The sequence below is a fragment of the Halomonas lysinitropha genome (assembly GCF_902500215.1).
In the GTDB taxonomy this organism is placed as follows: domain Bacteria; phylum Pseudomonadota; class Gammaproteobacteria; order Pseudomonadales; family Halomonadaceae; genus Halomonas; species Halomonas lysinitropha.
Map to the genome: position 1 here is coordinate 16167 of NZ_CABVOU010000041.1, position 15331 is coordinate 31497.

Annotated in this window: 16 protein-coding genes and 1 pseudogene; 16 read left to right on the forward strand and 1 reads right to left on the reverse strand. The window is 63.8% G+C overall.

The genetic code is table 11. The annotated features are described in order from the left end of the window. The first annotated feature begins 15 nt into the window (after positions 1-15). Genes HALO32_RS14330 through HALO32_RS14340 form a run of 3 tightly spaced genes read left to right on the forward strand, consistent with a single transcriptional unit; the run spans position 16 to position 2506 of the window. Positions 16-783: an MlaA family lipoprotein gene (locus HALO32_RS14330; RefSeq protein WP_151444586.1), complete on the forward strand. Its 768-nt coding sequence runs from the start codon at positions 16-18 to the stop codon at positions 781-783. Positions 784-795: 12 nt separating this feature from the next. Beyond that, the gene (locus HALO32_RS14335) at positions 796-2010 is read left to right on the forward strand and encodes a PP2C family protein-serine/threonine phosphatase (RefSeq protein WP_151444587.1); all 1215 of its coding nucleotides are present in this window, start codon (positions 796-798) and stop codon (positions 2008-2010) included. After that, entirely contained in the window at positions 1997-2506 is a 510-nt protein-coding gene (locus HALO32_RS14340) for an STAS domain-containing protein (protein ID WP_151444588.1), read from the forward strand. Before HALO32_RS14335 ends, HALO32_RS14340 begins: the two co-directional genes overlap by 14 nt. A 14-nt stretch (positions 2507-2520) precedes the next feature. Here HALO32_RS14340 and tal read toward each other — a convergent pair whose 3' ends face one another. After that, the gene (gene tal, locus HALO32_RS14345) at positions 2521-3459 is read right to left on the reverse strand and encodes a transaldolase (RefSeq protein ID WP_151444589.1); all 939 of its coding nucleotides are present in this window, start codon (positions 3457-3459) and stop codon (positions 2521-2523) included. 134 nt (positions 3460-3593) lie between these two features. Between tal and HALO32_RS14350 the strand changes: the two genes are divergently transcribed. The 13 genes and pseudogenes from HALO32_RS14350 (at position 3594) to HALO32_RS14405 (ending at position 15264) form a co-directional block, all read left to right on the forward strand. Further along, a complete protein-coding gene (locus HALO32_RS14350; protein ID WP_151444590.1) occupies positions 3594-4778 on the forward strand; it encodes a Bcr/CflA family multidrug efflux MFS transporter in 1185 nt (394 codons plus the stop codon). A gap of 126 nt (positions 4779-4904) precedes the next feature. Next, positions 4905-5933, forward strand: coding sequence for a substrate-binding domain-containing protein (locus HALO32_RS14355; protein WP_151444591.1), 1029 nt, complete (start codon positions 4905-4907; stop codon positions 5931-5933). 105 nt (positions 5934-6038) lie between these two features. After that, on the forward strand, positions 6039-7295 hold the full coding sequence (gene pstC, locus HALO32_RS14360; protein WP_151444592.1) for a phosphate ABC transporter permease subunit PstC: 1257 nt from the start codon (positions 6039-6041) through the stop codon (positions 7293-7295). An 18-nt stretch (positions 7296-7313) separates the two neighbouring features. Continuing rightward, positions 7314-8480, forward strand: coding sequence for a phosphate ABC transporter permease PstA (gene pstA, locus HALO32_RS14365; protein ID WP_151444593.1), 1167 nt, complete (start codon positions 7314-7316; stop codon positions 8478-8480). A 27-nt stretch (positions 8481-8507) separates the two neighbouring features. Next, the gene (gene pstB / locus HALO32_RS14370; protein WP_151444594.1) at positions 8508-9350 is read left to right on the forward strand and encodes a phosphate ABC transporter ATP-binding protein PstB; all 843 of its coding nucleotides are present in this window, start codon (positions 8508-8510) and stop codon (positions 9348-9350) included. A gap of 43 nt (positions 9351-9393) precedes the next feature. Further along, positions 9394-10596 carry a chromate efflux transporter gene (gene chrA / locus HALO32_RS14375; RefSeq protein WP_151444595.1) on the forward strand — a complete coding sequence of 401 codons (1203 nt, stop codon included), beginning with the start codon at positions 9394-9396 and terminating at the stop codon, positions 10594-10596. A gap of 68 nt (positions 10597-10664) precedes the next feature. Next, positions 10665-11090, forward strand: a complete 426-nt coding sequence (locus HALO32_RS14380; protein ID WP_151444596.1) for an arsenate reductase ArsC — start codon at positions 10665-10667, stop codon at positions 11088-11090. A 64-nt stretch (positions 11091-11154) separates the two neighbouring features. Then, positions 11155-12171, forward strand: a complete 1017-nt coding sequence (locus tag HALO32_RS14385) for an ArsJ-associated glyceraldehyde-3-phosphate dehydrogenase (RefSeq protein ID WP_151444597.1) — start codon at positions 11155-11157, stop codon at positions 12169-12171. Continuing rightward, the gene (gene arsJ, locus HALO32_RS14390) at positions 12164-13390 is read left to right on the forward strand and encodes an organoarsenical effux MFS transporter ArsJ (RefSeq protein ID WP_151444598.1); all 1227 of its coding nucleotides are present in this window, start codon (positions 12164-12166) and stop codon (positions 13388-13390) included. The genes HALO32_RS14385 and arsJ overlap by 8 nt, the downstream gene beginning before the upstream one ends. 157 nt (positions 13391-13547) lie before the next feature. Further along, complete coding sequence (locus HALO32_RS14395) at positions 13548-13844, forward strand: metalloregulator ArsR/SmtB family transcription factor (protein ID WP_233279921.1); 297 nt, start codon at positions 13548-13550, stop codon at positions 13842-13844. A 192-nt stretch (positions 13845-14036) separates the two neighbouring features. Continuing rightward, positions 14037-14531 (forward strand): annotated as a pseudogene (locus HALO32_RS18245) (DnaJ domain-containing protein); the annotation flags it as partial. A 58-nt stretch (positions 14532-14589) separates the two neighbouring features. After that, complete coding sequence (locus HALO32_RS18250) at positions 14590-14946, forward strand: DnaJ C-terminal domain-containing protein (RefSeq protein ID WP_267902499.1); 357 nt, start codon at positions 14590-14592, stop codon at positions 14944-14946. A gap of 3 nt (positions 14947-14949) precedes the next feature. Next, positions 14950-15264: a chaperone modulator CbpM gene (locus tag HALO32_RS14405; RefSeq protein ID WP_151444600.1), complete on the forward strand. Its 315-nt coding sequence runs from the start codon at positions 14950-14952 to the stop codon at positions 15262-15264. Positions 15265-15331 lie beyond the last annotated feature (67 nt).

The window sequence follows — 15331 nt, forward strand, 5'->3', positions numbered from 1 at the left end:
GGAGGCGAGAAACCGATGAAGCAGTTTCTGACAAGATGGATCGGGCGTGGAGCACTCGCGGTGTCGCTGGTGGCCACGGCGGGCTGTGCCGCCAGCGGTGAGGTGCAGGAGCGAAATCCCGACGATCCCTGGGAGGGCTTCAACCGCAAGGTATTCGCCTTCAATGATGTGATCGACCGCTACGCGCTCAAGCCGGTGGCTAAGGGCTATCGATTCATCACCCCGGATCCGGTCGAGGCCGGTGTGGGCAATTTCTTCTCCAACCTGGGGGAGCCGCGTACGGCACTCAACAGCCTGCTGCAGGGCAAGGGCAGCAACGCCAGCATCGCGACGGGGCGCTTCCTGATCAACACCACCATCGGCCTCGGTGGCCTGTTCGACGTTGCCACGCCGTTGGAGATCACCGGGCGCGAGGAGGACTTCGGTCAGACCCTAGGCGCCTGGGGGGCGGGAGAAGGCGCCTACCTGGTGCTGCCGCTGCTCGGCCCGAGCACGGTTCGCGATACTGCCGGCCTGCCGGTGGACATGGTGACATATCCCACCACCTACGTGGAGGATGACGAGGTGCGCATGGGGCTCACCGCCCTGAGGGTGATCGATACCCGGGCCGGGCTGCTCGACCAGGAAAAGATGATTCGCGGAGACCGCTACAGTTTCATTCGCGACACTTACCTGCAGCAGCGTCGCTTCGAGGTCAGCGATGGTGAGATGGGCGAGGATCCCTTCGCCAGCGACGAGTTTGACTTCGATGACGCGGATTTCGATGACGCCTTCGCCGAATGAGGCCATGACAGCATGCCACCAGCCAAGCAATTGATCGGGGTGATCGATGTGCCGGGGCCTGAGCGCGATGCACTGGCCGAGACCATCGCCCGAGACGGCCTGGCGGTGTATGCCGCCGACAGCATCGAAGGACTTCCTCCGGAAACCGCCTTCATCGTGGCTCACTCAAGAGCGGTGCCCAGTGCCGACTGGAAACGGCTCGCCGGACGCCTGCCGACCCTGGTGGTCAGCGATGAGCGCCAGGATGCTGACCTGCTGCGCGCGGTCGATGCCGGCCTGGTGGACTATATTATCGACCCGCTGCGTCATGGGTCCCTGCTGCGGCGCATGATCGGCAAGGCCATCGAGGTGCATCACCTGGCCGCGGAGCGTGAGCATGACCGTGCCCGCCTGGCTCAGCTCAACGAAGACCTGGAGGAGCTCAACGAGAGTCTCGAGACCCACCTTGCGATGTTGCGCCTCGACCAGCAGGCCGGTGGGCAGATCCAGCGCAAGCTGCTACCTCAGCGGCCACAGACCCTGAATGACGTCACCTACGACTACTGGCTGGCGCCATCGCTCTACCTGTCCGGAGACTTTCTCGATTTCCAGGCCTTCGATGAGCGCTATAGCCTGTTCTATTTTGCCGATGTCTCGGGGCACGGTGCCTCCTCGGCCTTCGTGACGGTGCTGCTGAAATATCTCTCAAATCACTGGCAGCACGAGTGGGATGGCGAGCATCCAGAAGCCCTGGCACCGCGCTGGCTGGCCGCGCTCAATCGCGAACTGCTGGATGCCGGTATCGGTAAGCATGCGACCCTGTTCGTCGGGGTCATTGACCATCAGCGGCGATATCTCCACTATTCGCTGGGCGCTCAGCTCCCCATGCCGCTGCTGGTGACCGACGGTCAGGTGACACCGCTATCCGGCGAAGGCATGCCGGTCGGTCTCTTTCCGGGGGTCGACTATCCGTGGCTGGGTTGCGAGCTGCCGGAGCATTTCCGGTTGTGGCTATGTTCGGATGGGATACTGGAGTGCCTGCCGGGTGACACGCTTGATATGCGGCTCAGGGAACTCGAGCGGCGGGTCCTGACCAGCGAGACGCTGGAGGACTTACGTGGCAGCCTTGCACTGGGTGCCTTGTCGGACGATGATGAAAGCGTCGCCGAGAGCGCCCCGGGGCATGAGGAACTGCCAGACGACCTGACGATCATGATGTTGAGCGGATTTGGCAATGATAAACCATGAAGGCCGCATCAAGGCGGCATTCGATTCCGGGGTCTTTGTCCTCAAGCTGATTGGGGACGTTCGGCTGACGCTGTGTGCCACCCTGGACCGGCAGGCCCGGCAGCTGGCCGAAACACCGGGGCTCGAGACGCTGATCATCGACCTGCGTGACACCACCAACGTGGATTCCACCGCCCTGGGCTTCCTTGCCAAGGTGGCCATGGCGGTGCAGGGTCGCGTCACCGAGCGCCCGACCATCATCGCCGACAATCCCGACGTCCAGCGGATGCTCGACGTCATGGGCTTCTCGCGTATCTTCACCCTGGTGGAGACGCCGATCACCGAGACCTGCGAGCTCTGCGATCTTCCCGAGATTCCCACCGACGTCGAGGATACCCGTCAGCGGGTCCTCGAGGCGCACCGTATCTTGATGCGCCTGAATGAACACAATCGCGAAGAGTTCCAGCCGCTCGTCGAGATGCTGGAGGCCCAGGAGGCCGCTTCCCACAACCACTGACCGGTCTTCGTCGCTTACTCCCTCCTCAGCTCTCCCAGCAGGCTTTCCAGCTTGCGCTGATCGGCCATGAACTTGCGGATGCCCTCCGCCAGCTTCTCGGTGGCCATGGCATCCTCGTTCATTTCCCAGCGGAACTCGGCCTCATCCTGGGGCTCCGGGGCACGGGTCTCGGCGTCCAGCGGCGTGAGCCGACGCTCCAGGTTGCCGGTGGTGTCGGCCAGCTCTTCCAGCAGCTTGGGCGAGATGGTCAGACGGTCGCAGCCGGCCAGGGCGATGATCTCGCCGGCATTGCGGAAACTTGCGCCCATCACGATGGTATCGTAGCCATGCCCCTTGAAGTGCTCGTAGATGCGCCTCACGGACTGCACGCCGGGGTCGCGGTCACCGCTGAAGTCGGCATCGGGTTCCTGTGCCTTGTACCAGTCGAGAATCCGACCGACGAAAGGCGACACCAGGGTGACGCCTGCATCCGCACAGGCGCGTGCCTGGGCGAAGCTGAACAGCAGGGTGAGGTTGGTGTGGATGCCTTCGCGCTCGAGGGTCCGGGCGGCGCGGATGCCTTCCCAGGTAGAGGCCACCTTGATCAGGATGCGCTCCGGTCCAACGCCATGGCGCGCGTAGCGCTCGATCAGCGAACGGGCCCTGGCCAGGGTGGCGTCGGCATCGAAGGAGAGGCGGGCACTGACCTCGGTGGAGACATAGCCCGGTATCAGGGCACTGACTTCACTACCGATCTCCACGGCTACCGCGTCCAGGGCATCGTCGATGTCGGTGGCATGACGGGCGATCTCGGCTAACCGCGCGCGTCGAGATTCATGCTGGGCTGCCTGGAGGATCAGCGAGGGGTTGGTGGTGGCATCGGTAGGCTGGAAGCGGCGAATCGTCTCGAGGTCACCGGTATCGGCGACCACGGTGGTCATGGTCTTGAGTTGTGAAAGCAGGTCATCTGCCATGTCGGGATCCCTCCGGTTGTCGTCGGGCCACTCTAGCAAGGCAGGGTGGCCGAATACAGATGGCTAAGGCAGCGAGCGGGGTTTGGGGTATCATTAGCTTTCTACCTTTCACCCCATGCTGCCCGGGAGGCGCCTTGACCCTGAACCCTCGACGTGTGGCGCTGCTGGTGGCCGCCAATACGGCCCTGGCGCCTTTTGCCATCGATGCCTACCTGCCGGCCATGGCGGCGATCGCCGGACACATCGGGGCCAGCATCCATCATACAGAGCTGTCTCTCTCGACCTTCCTGGCAGGTTTCGCCCTCGGGCAGCTGGTGTTCGGCCCCGTGTCCGATCGGGTGGGACGCAAACCGGTGCTGCTCGGTGGGCTGGTGGTCTTCCTGTTGGCCAGCCTGATGATCACCACGGTGGGCTCGCTGGGTGAGTTGCTGGCATGGCGTTTCGTCCAGGCGCTGGGCGGCGGTGCGACCGTGGTCAACTCGGCGGCCATCGTGCGCGACTGCTTCGAAGGCCGTGAAGCCGCCAAGGTGATGTCGACCATGGCGATCATCATGCTGATGGCGCCGCTGGTGGCGCCGATGGTGGGTAGCGGGCTGCTCTATCTCGCCGATTGGTGGCTGATCTTCGTGTTCCTTGCCGTCTATGCCGGTTTCCTGATGTGGCTGCTGGGTACCCGCTTGCCGGAGACGCGACCGCCCGGTCAATCAGCCTCCACGCCGGCCAAGGTACTGGCGAACTACGCCAGCGTACTGCGCGATCGTCGGGCCATGGGCTTCATCGCCGCTGCCTCGATGTCCTTTGCCGGGCTATTCGCCTTCATCACCGCCTCGCCGTTTCTCTATCTCGAACATTTCGATCTTACGCCATCGCTCTATCCGCTGGTGTTCGGAGTCAACGTGGTGGCCATGGTGGCCGCCAACCGCCTCAACATCCGCCTGCTGCGGTGGCGCACGCCCCTGCAGAACCTGCGACTGGGACTGGGCATCCAGCTGGCCGCCGGCCTCGGCCTGGTGTTCATGGTGGCCAGCGGCCTGGAGTCGCTTGCCACCATGGTGCCGCTGATCGTGCTTTTCGCCGGCACCATCGGGTTGATTGCCCCCAACGCCATCACCTCGCTGCTCGACCGCTTCCATCACATGAGTGCCACCGCAGCCGCCCTTCAGGGCAGCCTGCAGTTCTCCAGCGGCGCCCTGGCCGGCGTGCTGGTGGGTGCCTTCGAGGTGGACAGCGCCTGGCCGATGGTGGCCACCATGCTCGGCGCCTCGTTGCTGGCCAACCTCGGTATACGCCTACTGGCAGGGCGTCCCGAAAGGGCCTGATCCACGCGCTGGCAAGAGGCGGGAAAGGGGCTAGAATTTATGGCGGTTTGTCACGAAGCTGTCATCTGACTGCGGCAAGGTGTGTCCTGCGAAGGTTGCACACTATCCCAACCAGGAGATCGCTCCATGAATCGCATCCTCAACAACCGTGCTTTCAAGACCACTGCCATCGCCGCCGCCGTTATCGGTGTGGCTACCGTGGCACATGCCCGTGATCAGATCCGCATCGTCGGCTCCAGCACCGTCTACCCGTTCGCCAGTTACGTGACCGAGGAGTTCGGTGCCGTGACCGAGTATCCGACCCCGGTCATCGAGTCCACCGGTTCCGGTGGTGGTCTGCGCCTGTTCTGTAACGGCGTGGGCGAGGGCACTCCCGACATTACCAATGCGTCTCGCCGCATCAAGCTCTCCGAGCTCGAGCGCTGCATCGAGAACGGCGTGACCGATATCACCGAGGTCAAGATCGGTTCTGACGGTATCGTGTTCGCTCAGTCCAGCGAGAACGACGCTATCGAGCTGACCCTCGAACAGCTGTTCCTGGCGGTGGCGGCCAAGGTGCCGGTCGATGGTGAACTGGTCGATAACCCCTATACCAACTGGAGCGAGATCGACGCCTCCTTGCCGGATCGCGAGATTTCCATCTATGGCCCGCCCACCACGTCCGGCACCCGCGACGCCTTCGAAGAGCTCGCCATGGAAGTCCCGTCAGAGGAAATTGAAGCTTATGGTGGTGAGGCCTACACTGACGTTCGTTCCGACGGCGCCTACATCGATGCTGGCGAGAACGACAACCTGATCGTCCAGCGCCTGAGCGAAGACACCGATGCCTTCGGCATCTTCGGCTACTCTTTCCTGGAAGAGAATACCGATACTCTGGTCGGCACGGCCATCGAAGGCGTGGCGCCGGAACCCGAGGCGATCAGCGCCGGTGACTACCCGATTGCCCGCTCGCTGTGGTTCTACGTCAAGAACCAGCACGCTGACGACGTGCCGCCGCTGTATGACTATGTCGACATGTTCGTCTCCGAGACCATGATTGGCAACGGTGGCTACCTGAGAGACATTGGCCTGATCGTGCTGCCGGAAGCCGAGCGTGAGCAGACTCGCGAGAAGGTCGAGAACCGGGCACAGCTCGAGGTCGACGACCTCAAGTAACCCCGCCGTTGGGCAGGGACGCCTGAACCGGCCGGCAGCCCACGGCTGCCGGCCGTTGCACGTTCCGGCAGGCACGCTGCCGCCGTTATTCACCGAGAGAGATCTATGCAGACCAACCAACTCCTCGCCATGTTCAGCGGCGTTCTGCTGCTGCTGGGTCTGTTAGCCTTCTTCCTGGGCCGTGCCAAGGCCGCGCGGGTGCGCGCCAGTGGCACGGCCATGTATGCCCAGCCCGATCAGTACGCCTGGTTCGCCGTGGTCGCCACCGCCGGCCCGGCGATTACCGTGGGTGCCGTCGGGGCCTTCCTGATGCTTCTGCTGGGCGCCGAAATCCCCACCCTCTACCTGCTGGCCGGCAGCCTGGTGATCGCGGCCATCGGCCTGCTGGTGGGGATGAGTCAGGTGAAGCCCGACTTCCATGCCCGCCAGGCCATCGAGCGGGTCATTCGCTGGGTGCTGGTCGCCGCGGCCATGATCTCGATCTTCACCACCTTCGGGATCCTCTTCTCCATCGTCTTCGAGGCGTTGCGCTTCTTCCAGATGCACAGCTTCTGGGAGTTTATTACCGGCACCGTCTGGAGCCCGGGCGATAGCTTCCTGGCCGCCGCGGGGCGCGGTGATGAGGGGGGCAGCACTGCCCAGTTCGGTTCGGTACCGCTGTTCGCCGGTACCTTCATGATCACGGCCATCGCCATGCTGGTGGCGATCCCGGTGGGACTGCTCTCGGCCATCTACATGGCGGAGTTTGCGCCCAGTCGAGTGCGCACCCTGGCCAAACCGACCCTGGAGGTGCTGGCCGGGATTCCCACCGTGGTTTACGGCTTCTTCGCCGCCATCACGGTGGCACCGATCATCGTTGACGTGGCCGGTTTCTTCGGCCTGGATGCCTCCTTCAACAACGCCGTGGCACCGGGGGTGGTGATGGGCATCATGATCATCCCCTTCATCTCTTCGCTTTCCGACGACGTGATCAGCGCAGTGCCCGACAGCATGCGACAAGGCTCGCTGGCACTGGGCATGACCAAGGGCGAGACCATCCGCGATGTGGTCATTCCGGCGGCGCTGCCGGGCATCATCTCCGCCTCGCTGCTGGCGGTATCGCGTGCGCTGGGCGAGACCATGATCGTGGTGATGGCGGCGGGCATGCGGCCCAACCTCACCGCCAACCCGCTGGAAGACATGACCACGGTCACGGTGCGCATCGTCGCCGCGCTGACCGGCGACCTGGAGTTCGAGAGCTCCGAGACGCTCTCGGCCTTCGCCCTGGGTCTGGTGCTGTTTGCCGTCACGTTGAGCCTGAACCTGGTGTCGGTACTCATGATCCGCCGTTTCCGCGAGAAGTATCGCGTCAACAACCTGTAACGCCGAGGAATCGACGAGATGAGACACTCCTTCGACGACATCAGCGCCCAGCTGCATAAGCGCCATCGCCGCTCGTCGCGGCTTAAGTGGATTTCCATGGGGGCGCTGGGCCTCGCCGGCCTGTTCCTGGCGCTGTTCTTTGCCGACATGCTCAACAGGGGGCTGCCGGCGTTTCAGCAGGCCTACGTCCAGGTTGAGATCGACTACAACGAGGACGCCCGGCAAATGGGGCGAGCGGCGCTGGAACCCGATATCGCCCCCCTGGTCAGCCGCAGCTTCGAGCGACTGATACCGGGCATGATCCGTGATAACTCCGACCTGCTGGGCACCACCGAGACCCGCTGGGTGCTGACCAACAGCGAAGCAGATCAGTATCTCAAGGGCCACCGCAACTCGCTGAGTGATGACGAACAAGCCGCCATCGATGAGCGTGTCGACAATGGCCAGGTCGCGCTGAAGTTCAATACCACCTTCTTTACCAGTGGCGATTCCAAGATGGCGGAGCGTGCGGGCATCCTCTCCGCTGCCGTAGGCACGGTGATGACCCTGCTGGTGACGCTGGCGATCGCCTTCCCCATTGGCGTGATGACGGCGGTCTACCTGGAGGAATTCGCCCCCGACAACCGCCTTACCCAGATCATCGAGATCAACATCAACAACCTGGCGGCGATCCCGTCGATCCTGTTCGGCCTGTTGGGCCTGGCGATCTTCATCAACTTCTTCGGCGTGCCACGATCATCGCCACTGGTTGGCGGCATGACGCTGGCGCTCATGACCCTGCCGGTGATCATCATTGCCACGCGAACGGCATTGCGCAGCGTGCCGGACTCGATCCGCCATGCCGCCTTCGGGGTGGGCTGCTCGCGCTGGCAGGTGGTGCGCGACCACGTATTGCCGCTGGCCATGCCGGGGATCATGACCGGGTCCATCATCGGTCTGGCCCAGGCCATGGGTGAGACGGCGCCGCTCATCATCGTCGGCATGGTGGCCTTCATACCCGATGCGGGTGGCTCTTTCACCGAGGCGGCCACGGTGCTGCCGGCCCAGATCTTTACCTGGGCGGGCGAGCCAGAGCAGGCCTTCGTCGAGAAGACTGCCGGCGGGATCCTCGTGCTGCTGGCGATCCTAATCTTCCTGAATGCCACCGCCGTCGTCCTGCGCAAGAAATTCGAGCGTCGCTGGTAGGCCCGGCACGCCAAAGAGGAATCAGACATGAATATTCAAGCCGCTAGCCAGCACACGCCGCAGCCCACGCCAAATGTTGGGCAGCCCGTCAGCCGAAATAACCATGCCAACCATGAGCTGAGCATTCGCGTCCGCGATCTCAACCTCTGGTATGGCGAAACACAGGCGCTCAAGAGCCTCAACATCGATATCTTCCAGAGGAATATCACGGCGTTGATCGGCCCCTCCGGCTGTGGCAAGTCGACGTTCCTGCGCTGCCTGAACCGCATGAACGACCTGATTCCCAGCGTGCGAATCAAGGGTCTGGTGGAGATGGACGGTCGCGACGTCAACGCCGCCAAGATGGACGAGGTGGCGCTGCGCCGCCGGGTGGGCATGGTGTTCCAGAAGCCCAATCCCTTCCCCAAGTCGATCTACGACAATGTCGTCTATGCCCCGCGCATGCACGACCTGGTGAGCCGCAAGCCGGAGCAGGACGAACTGGTGGAGAAGGCGCTGCGCGACGCCGGTCTCTGGGAAGAGGTCAAGGACAAGTTGGATCAGCCGGGCACCTCGCTCTCCGGTGGTCAGCAGCAGCGCCTGTGCATTGCCCGGGCGATCGCGGTTCAGCCTGATGTCATCCTGATGGATGAGCCCACGTCGGCCCTGGACCCGATCTCCACGGCCACCATCGAGGACCTGATGGATCGCCTGAAGGAGAAGTTCACCATCATCACCGTGACGCACAACATGCAGCAGGCGGCGCGGGTGGCGGATTACACGGCTTTCTTCCATCTGGGCGAGATCATCGAGTACAACGATACCAAGACGATGTTCGCCAACCCGGCCACCAAGAAGGCGGAAGACTACATTACCGGCCGCTACGGTTAAGCGCGGACGAGCCTACGGCCAGGCGCCGGTAAGGAGCTTGCTCATGAGCCGCTCGCCATCCCACCGGGGCCGGCCCCTTGAGGTGTTCAAGGCCTTCCTGCTGCTCGGCCTGACCTCGTTCGGCGGCCCCGTCGCGCATCTAGGCTACTTTCGCCATGAGTTTGTCGCCCGTCGAAACTGGCTCGGCGAGCAGGACTATGCGGACCTGGTGGCCCTGTGCCAGTTCCTGCCGGGGCCGGCCAGTAGCCAGGTGGGGTTCGCCCTCGGTCTTCTGCGCGCCGGTCCCTGGGGCGCCGCGCTGGCCTGGGTGGCCTTCACGCTCCCGTCGGCGCTGTTGCTGGTGGCCTTTGCGCTGGGCGCGAGCCGTCTTGAAGGCACCGTCGGTGCGGGTCTGGTTCACGGCCTCAAGGTGGCAGCGGTGGCCATCGTCGCTCAGGCCGTCTGGGGCATGGCCAGGAACCTCTGTCCGGATCACCGACGCACCGGCATCGCGCTGGCGGCGGTCTTCACTGTCGTGCTGGTGGCTGGACCGCTCGGCCAGGTGACGGCGATTCTGGTGGGCGTGCTGGCTGGTCTGGCGCTCTGTCGCAGTGGCGGTGACGAGTCGCCGCGAGCACCATTGGCGCTACCAGTTTCTCATCGGGCCGGCAGCCTTGCGTTGGTGGCCTTCCTGTTGCTGCTGGGTGGGTTGCCGGTCCTGACGCTGGCCACCGTCTCACCGACCCTTGATCTGCTGGACGCCTTCTATCGGGCCGGGGCCCTGGTGTTTGGTGGAGGGCATGTGGTGCTGCCGCTGCTCGAGGCCGAGGTGGTGCAGTCGGGCTGGCTCTCGTCGGACATTTTTCTGGCCGGCTATGGCGCCGCTCAGGCGGTGCCCGGTCCGCTGTTCACCTTTGCTGCTTACCTGGGCAGTGTGCTCGAGATCGGGCCGGGCGGACTAACGGGGGCCGCCCTGGCACTGATTGCCATCTTCGTGCCGGGTCTTCTGTTGCTGGTGGCCGTCATGCCGTTCTGGAACACCCTTCGTCACTGGGCTGCTGCCCAGTCGGCGATGCGAGGGGCCAATGCGGCCGTGGTAGGGATACTGGGAGGGGCGCTCTACCACCCGGTCTGGACCGGCGCCATCCTCGGGCCCGAGCAGTTCGCCCTGGCGCTGGCGGGTTTCCTGCTACTGGTGCGCTGGCAGCTGCCCGCCTGGGCCGTGGTGGGGCTGCTGGCCGTGTCCGGCATCGTTATCGCGCCCTGACCACTGTCATGAGATTGACATTTACCATTGTTATATATGAAAAGTCATATATAGCAAGGAGCCACCCCATGGACAAACAGCGCGTGCTTTTCCTCTGCAATGCCAATTCCGCCCGCTCGTTGATGGGCGAGGCGATGTTGCGCCACTTGGCCGGCGACAAGTTCGAGGCCCTCAGCGCGGGCAGCGAACCCGATGAGCCCGCTGCGCTGACCCTTGAGGCGTTGGAGAAACAGGGAATTTCCACCGAGGGTCTGGCCAGCAAGTCGCTGGAGGATTTCACCGGCGAACATTTCCATGCCGTCATTGTGCTATGCGACAAGGCCCAGCAGGCATGCCGCGACTGGCAGGGCACCAGCGACGAGCACATCTACTGGGACATCCGTGACCCGCGCCTGATCGGTCGAGCCGATGCCTACGAACAGGCCCTGCAGGAGATCCGTCGTCGCCTTTCGCTGTGGCTGCAGATCAAGGCGCGGGACGACATTCAGCGCTGAAGATGTCGGGGAGCGCTCTCTTGTTCATCACATCGCGTGTTTTACTTCTTCTCTAGGGGACATCATGACAGTACGAATCGGCATCAACGGCTTTGGCCGCATCGGTCGTCTGGTGCTGCGCAGCCTCTGGCCTCGCGTGGAGGCCGGCGAGGTCGAACTGGTGCGCATCAATGATCCGGGCGGCGACGCTGCCACCTTCGCCCACCTGCTCGAGTTCGACTCGGTTCACGGCCACTGGTCGCCGGGGCAGGGCCTTCAGGCGGGAGACGACGCTCTGGTGATCGATGGCCGGCGTATCGCCTTCAGCGCGCACAAGGCACTGGCAGAGAGCGACTGGTCCGGCTGCCAGGTGGCCATCGAGTGCTCCGGCAAGATGAAGGGCAGCGACGCACTCCAGGCCTATCTCGACCAGGGCGTCGAGCGCGTGGTGGTCAGTGCGCCGATCAAGGAAGAGGCGGTGCTCAACGTGGTGGTCGGCGTCAACGATGACAGGTACGATCCCGAGGCCCATCGCATCGTCACCGCGGCGAGCTGTACCACCAACTGCCTGGCGCCCGTCATCAAGGTGATCCACGAAACCTACGGCATTCGTCACGGTTCCATGACCACGGTGCACGATATCACCAATACCCAGACGATCCTGGATGCGCCCCACAAGGACTTACGTCGGGCCCGGGCCTGCGGCATGAGCCTGATTCCCACCACCACGGGCTCGGCCAAGGCGATCACCGAAATCTTCCCGGAGTTGACCGGCAAGCTCAACGGCCACGCCGTGCGGGTGCCCCTGGCCAACGCCTCGCTGACCGACATGGTGTTCGAGCTGGAACGCGAGGTGACGGTGGAGGAGGTCAATGCGGCGCTGAAGGCCGCCGCCGAGGGTGAGCTTTACGGCATCCTGGGCTATGAGGAGCGTCCGCTGGTCTCCATCGACTACCGCACCGACCCGCGCAGCGCGATTATCGATGCGCTCTCGACCATGGTGGTCAATGGTACCCAGCTCAAGCTCTATGCCTGGTACGACAACGAGTGGGGCTACGCTAACCGCACCGCCGAATTGGCGCTCAAGGTGAGTCGTGGTTGAATCGCCTGTCGCACGCCTGAAGGCGCTGCCCTTCGAGGTACGTCAGTACCTGCTGATTACCGGCAACTACTGGGCCTTTACCCTGACCGACGGCGCCCTGCGCATGCTGGTGGTGCTGCATTTCCATCAGCTGGGCTACTCGCCACTGGAAGTGGCCATGCTGTTCCTCTTCTACGAGGCCTTCGGCGTGGTCACTAACCTGGTGGGAGGCTGGCTGGGGGCGCGCCTGGGTCTCAACCGCACCATGAATGCCGGCCTGGCACTGCAGGTCCTGGCCCTGACGATGCTGATGGTGCCTTCCGCGGCCTTGACCGTACCCTGGGTGATGGCGGCCCAGGCGCTCTCGGGCATCGCCAAGGACCTCAACAAGATGAGTGCCAAGAGCGCGGTCAAGGTGCTGGTGCCCAAGGACAGTGTCAGCGCCCGGAGCGCGCTCTACCGCTGGGTGGCGATCCTTACCGGCTCCAAGAATGCGCTCAAGGGCGCCGGCTTCTTCCTCGGCGGTGTGCTGCTGACGCTGATCGGATTCCGTGGCGCCATGGTGATCATGGCCGTGATGCTCATGGTGGTGCTGGGGCTGTCGCTCTGGCGGCTTCGGGCGGATCTTGGCCGTCAGAAGCGCAAGCCGAAGTTCACCGAGGTGTTCTCCAAGTCACGCGCCATCAACGTGCTTTCCGCGGCGCGGCTGTGCCTGTTCGCCTCCCGGGACGTCTGGTTCGTGGTGGCCCTGCCGGTATTCCTCTATGACCAGCACGGCTGGAGCCACTGGACGGTGGGCGGCCTGCTGGCCATCTGGGTGATCGGCTACGGTGGCGTGCAGACCCAGGCGCCTCGCCTGACCGGTCTGATCAAGAGCGGCCCCCGGGCCGTCACGGCGTTCTGGGCGCTGGCGCTGGCCGGCCTGCCGGCGATGCTGGCGATGTTGCCCCTCGCCGAGGTGGGCTGGTTGGTGGCAGGGCTGCTGGTCTTCGGCGTGCTGTTTGCCATCAACTCCAGCTGGCACAGCTACCTGATCGTCCACTACGCACGGGCCGATGGTGTCTCCATGGACGTCGGCTTCTATTACATGGCCAATGCCATGGGGCGCCTGCTGGGTACCTTGCTCTCCGGTTGGGTCTATCAGGTCCACGGACTCGCGGCCTGCCTGTGGATCTCCTCGGCCCTGGTGGCAGCCAGCGCCCTGATGGCCCTGGCGCTGCCGCGGGAGGCCACTGCCTGAAGTGCATCGCATCGGCATAACACGACCAGGTGCCGCTGTCGGCCGTTCAGGCTTTGGCGTAACATGAGTTTTTTATTTTTTTACCGCGAGAGGATAGCTCTTGACCCCGCTCGACCCCGCAAGACTGTTCAAGTGCCTGGGCGACGAGACGCGCCTGATGCTGACGCTGCTGATTCGCCGCGAGGAGGAGCTTTGCGTCTGCGAGATGACCCACGCCCTGCAGGAATCCCAGCCCAAGGTGTCGCGGCACCTGGCTCAGCTGCGCAACTGCGGCCTGCTCAGCGATCGTCGCGAGGGCCAGTGGGTCTACTATCGCCTCTCAGATGCGCTGCCGGACTGGATCAGCGAGGTTCTTCTGGCCGCCGAGAAGGGTCAGAACGAGCGCCTCTCGAGCCTTCAGGTTCGCCTATCCAACATGGGCAACCGGCCCGAGCGTCGTCTGGCGATGTGCTGAGACGCCCTCGGCGTTTCCTGTCTTTTCATCGGCCGACTCGCTCTCCCCCGCCTGCTACCATTTCGACTAGCCTTGAAGCAACCTGCTGGATCCTGTCACGAGCGGTAGCTGCGTCATTGCGCTTCTGGAGGATCATGGCGTTTGCCGGAGTGTTCACACGTGGAATTCAAGGATTACTACCAGGTACTCGGTGTGACGAAGACTGCGACCACCGAGGACATCAAGAAGGCCTATCGCAAGCTGGCCCGCAAGTATCATCCCGATGTCAGCAAGGAGCCCGAAGCCGAACAGCGGATGCAGGAAATCAACGAGGCCAAGGCGGTGCTGACCGATCCGGAGAAGCGTCTCGCCTATGACCAGTTGGCCGAGCAGTACCGCTCGGGCCAGGACTTCCAGCCTCCGCCGGACTGGGATGCAGGCTTCGAATACAGCGGTCGCGGTTTCGAGGAGGCCGATCTCGGAGAGTTCAGTGACTTCTTTGCCAACCTGTTTGGCCAGGGTGGCCGATCAGGCCCGGGAAGGCGCGCCTATCAGATGCGCGGTGAGGATCGTCACGCCAAGGTCTTCATTGACCTGGCTGATGCCTTCCAGGGCGCGAGCCGGACGATCACCTTGCAAGTGCCCGAGGTCGACGCGCAGGGGCGCGTGGTCTCCCGGGATCACAGCCTCAACGTGCGCATTCCCCGTGGGGTGAAGGAGGACCAGCATATCCGGCTCGCCGGCCAGGGCAGTCCGGGCATGGGAGGTGGCCCGGCGGGGGGATCTGTACCTGGAGATTCACTTCACGCCGGACAAGCGTTATCGAGTCGAGGGGCGCGATGTCTATCAAACGGTGCCGGTGGCGCCCTGGGAAGCCGCTCTGGGTGCCAGCATCGAGACCCCGACCCCGTCGGGCGTGATAAAGCTCAAGGTACCGGCCGGGTCACAGACCGGTCGTCGATTGCGCCTGAAGGGTCGTGGTATCCCCGGACCGGAACCGGGGGATCTCTACGTGGAACTCGAGGTGGTGCTGCCCCCGGCCGATACCGACAAGGCAAGGGAGCTCTATGAAACCATGGCGCATGAGCTCGCTTTCGACCCGCGCCAACGGAGAGGAGGCTAGGCCATGGCTCAGCAGCGTACCGTCAGCGGTGAACTCATCGACGAGGCGACCCTCACTCTCGAGGATCTGGCGAGGGCCTGCGCGGTAGACACCGACTGGGTCATCGAGCGCATAGAGAGCGGCCTGCTGGCCGACGGTTCACCCTATGTGGCGAGCTGGCGCTTTACCAGTCATGACCTGACCCGTGCTCGACGCATGTGTCAACTGGAGCGTGACTTCGAGGCTGCGCCCGAGCTTGCCGCTCTGGCGACCGATCTGATCGAGGAGAACCAGCGCCTGAAGGCGCGGTTGCGGGCCGCTGGGCTGGTTGACGATTGAGCCTCTTTCAGGCGGCTCATCACCCATTGTCAAGGTCATGGAGGCCAGCCAGTCGTGGAAGCGCTCC

What these genes read in the sequence shown, in the direction of transcription:
- pstA (WP_151444593.1), top strand. Translation starts at nt 7,314, where the DNA reads ATGAGACACTCCTTCGACGACATCAGCGCCCAGCTGCATAAGCGCCAT.
- HALO32_RS14355 (WP_151444591.1), top strand. Translation starts at nt 4,905, where the DNA reads ATGAATCGCATCCTCAACAACCGTGCTTTCAAGACCACTGCCATCGCC.
- pstB (WP_151444594.1), top strand. Translation starts at nt 8,508, where the DNA reads ATGAATATTCAAGCCGCTAGCCAGCACACGCCGCAGCCCACGCCAAAT.
- chrA (WP_151444595.1), top strand. Translation starts at nt 9,394, where the DNA reads ATGAGCCGCTCGCCATCCCACCGGGGCCGGCCCCTTGAGGTGTTCAAG.
- HALO32_RS14385 (WP_151444597.1), top strand. Translation starts at nt 11,155, where the DNA reads ATGACAGTACGAATCGGCATCAACGGCTTTGGCCGCATCGGTCGTCTG.
- HALO32_RS14335 (WP_151444587.1), top strand. Translation starts at nt 796, where the DNA reads ATGCCACCAGCCAAGCAATTGATCGGGGTGATCGATGTGCCGGGGCCT.
- pstC (WP_151444592.1), top strand. Translation starts at nt 6,039, where the DNA reads ATGCAGACCAACCAACTCCTCGCCATGTTCAGCGGCGTTCTGCTGCTG.
- HALO32_RS14330 (WP_151444586.1), top strand. Translation starts at nt 16, where the DNA reads ATGAAGCAGTTTCTGACAAGATGGATCGGGCGTGGAGCACTCGCGGTG.
- HALO32_RS14340 (WP_151444588.1), top strand. Translation starts at nt 1,997, where the DNA reads ATGATAAACCATGAAGGCCGCATCAAGGCGGCATTCGATTCCGGGGTC.
- HALO32_RS14405 (WP_151444600.1), top strand. Translation starts at nt 14,950, where the DNA reads ATGGCTCAGCAGCGTACCGTCAGCGGTGAACTCATCGACGAGGCGACC.
- tal (WP_151444589.1), bottom strand. Translation starts at nt 3,459, where the DNA reads ATGGCAGATGACCTGCTTTCACAACTCAAGACCATGACCACCGTGGTC.
- HALO32_RS14395 (WP_233279921.1), top strand. Translation starts at nt 13,548, where the DNA reads ATGCTGACGCTGCTGATTCGCCGCGAGGAGGAGCTTTGCGTCTGCGAG.
- HALO32_RS14380 (WP_151444596.1), top strand. Translation starts at nt 10,665, where the DNA reads ATGGACAAACAGCGCGTGCTTTTCCTCTGCAATGCCAATTCCGCCCGC.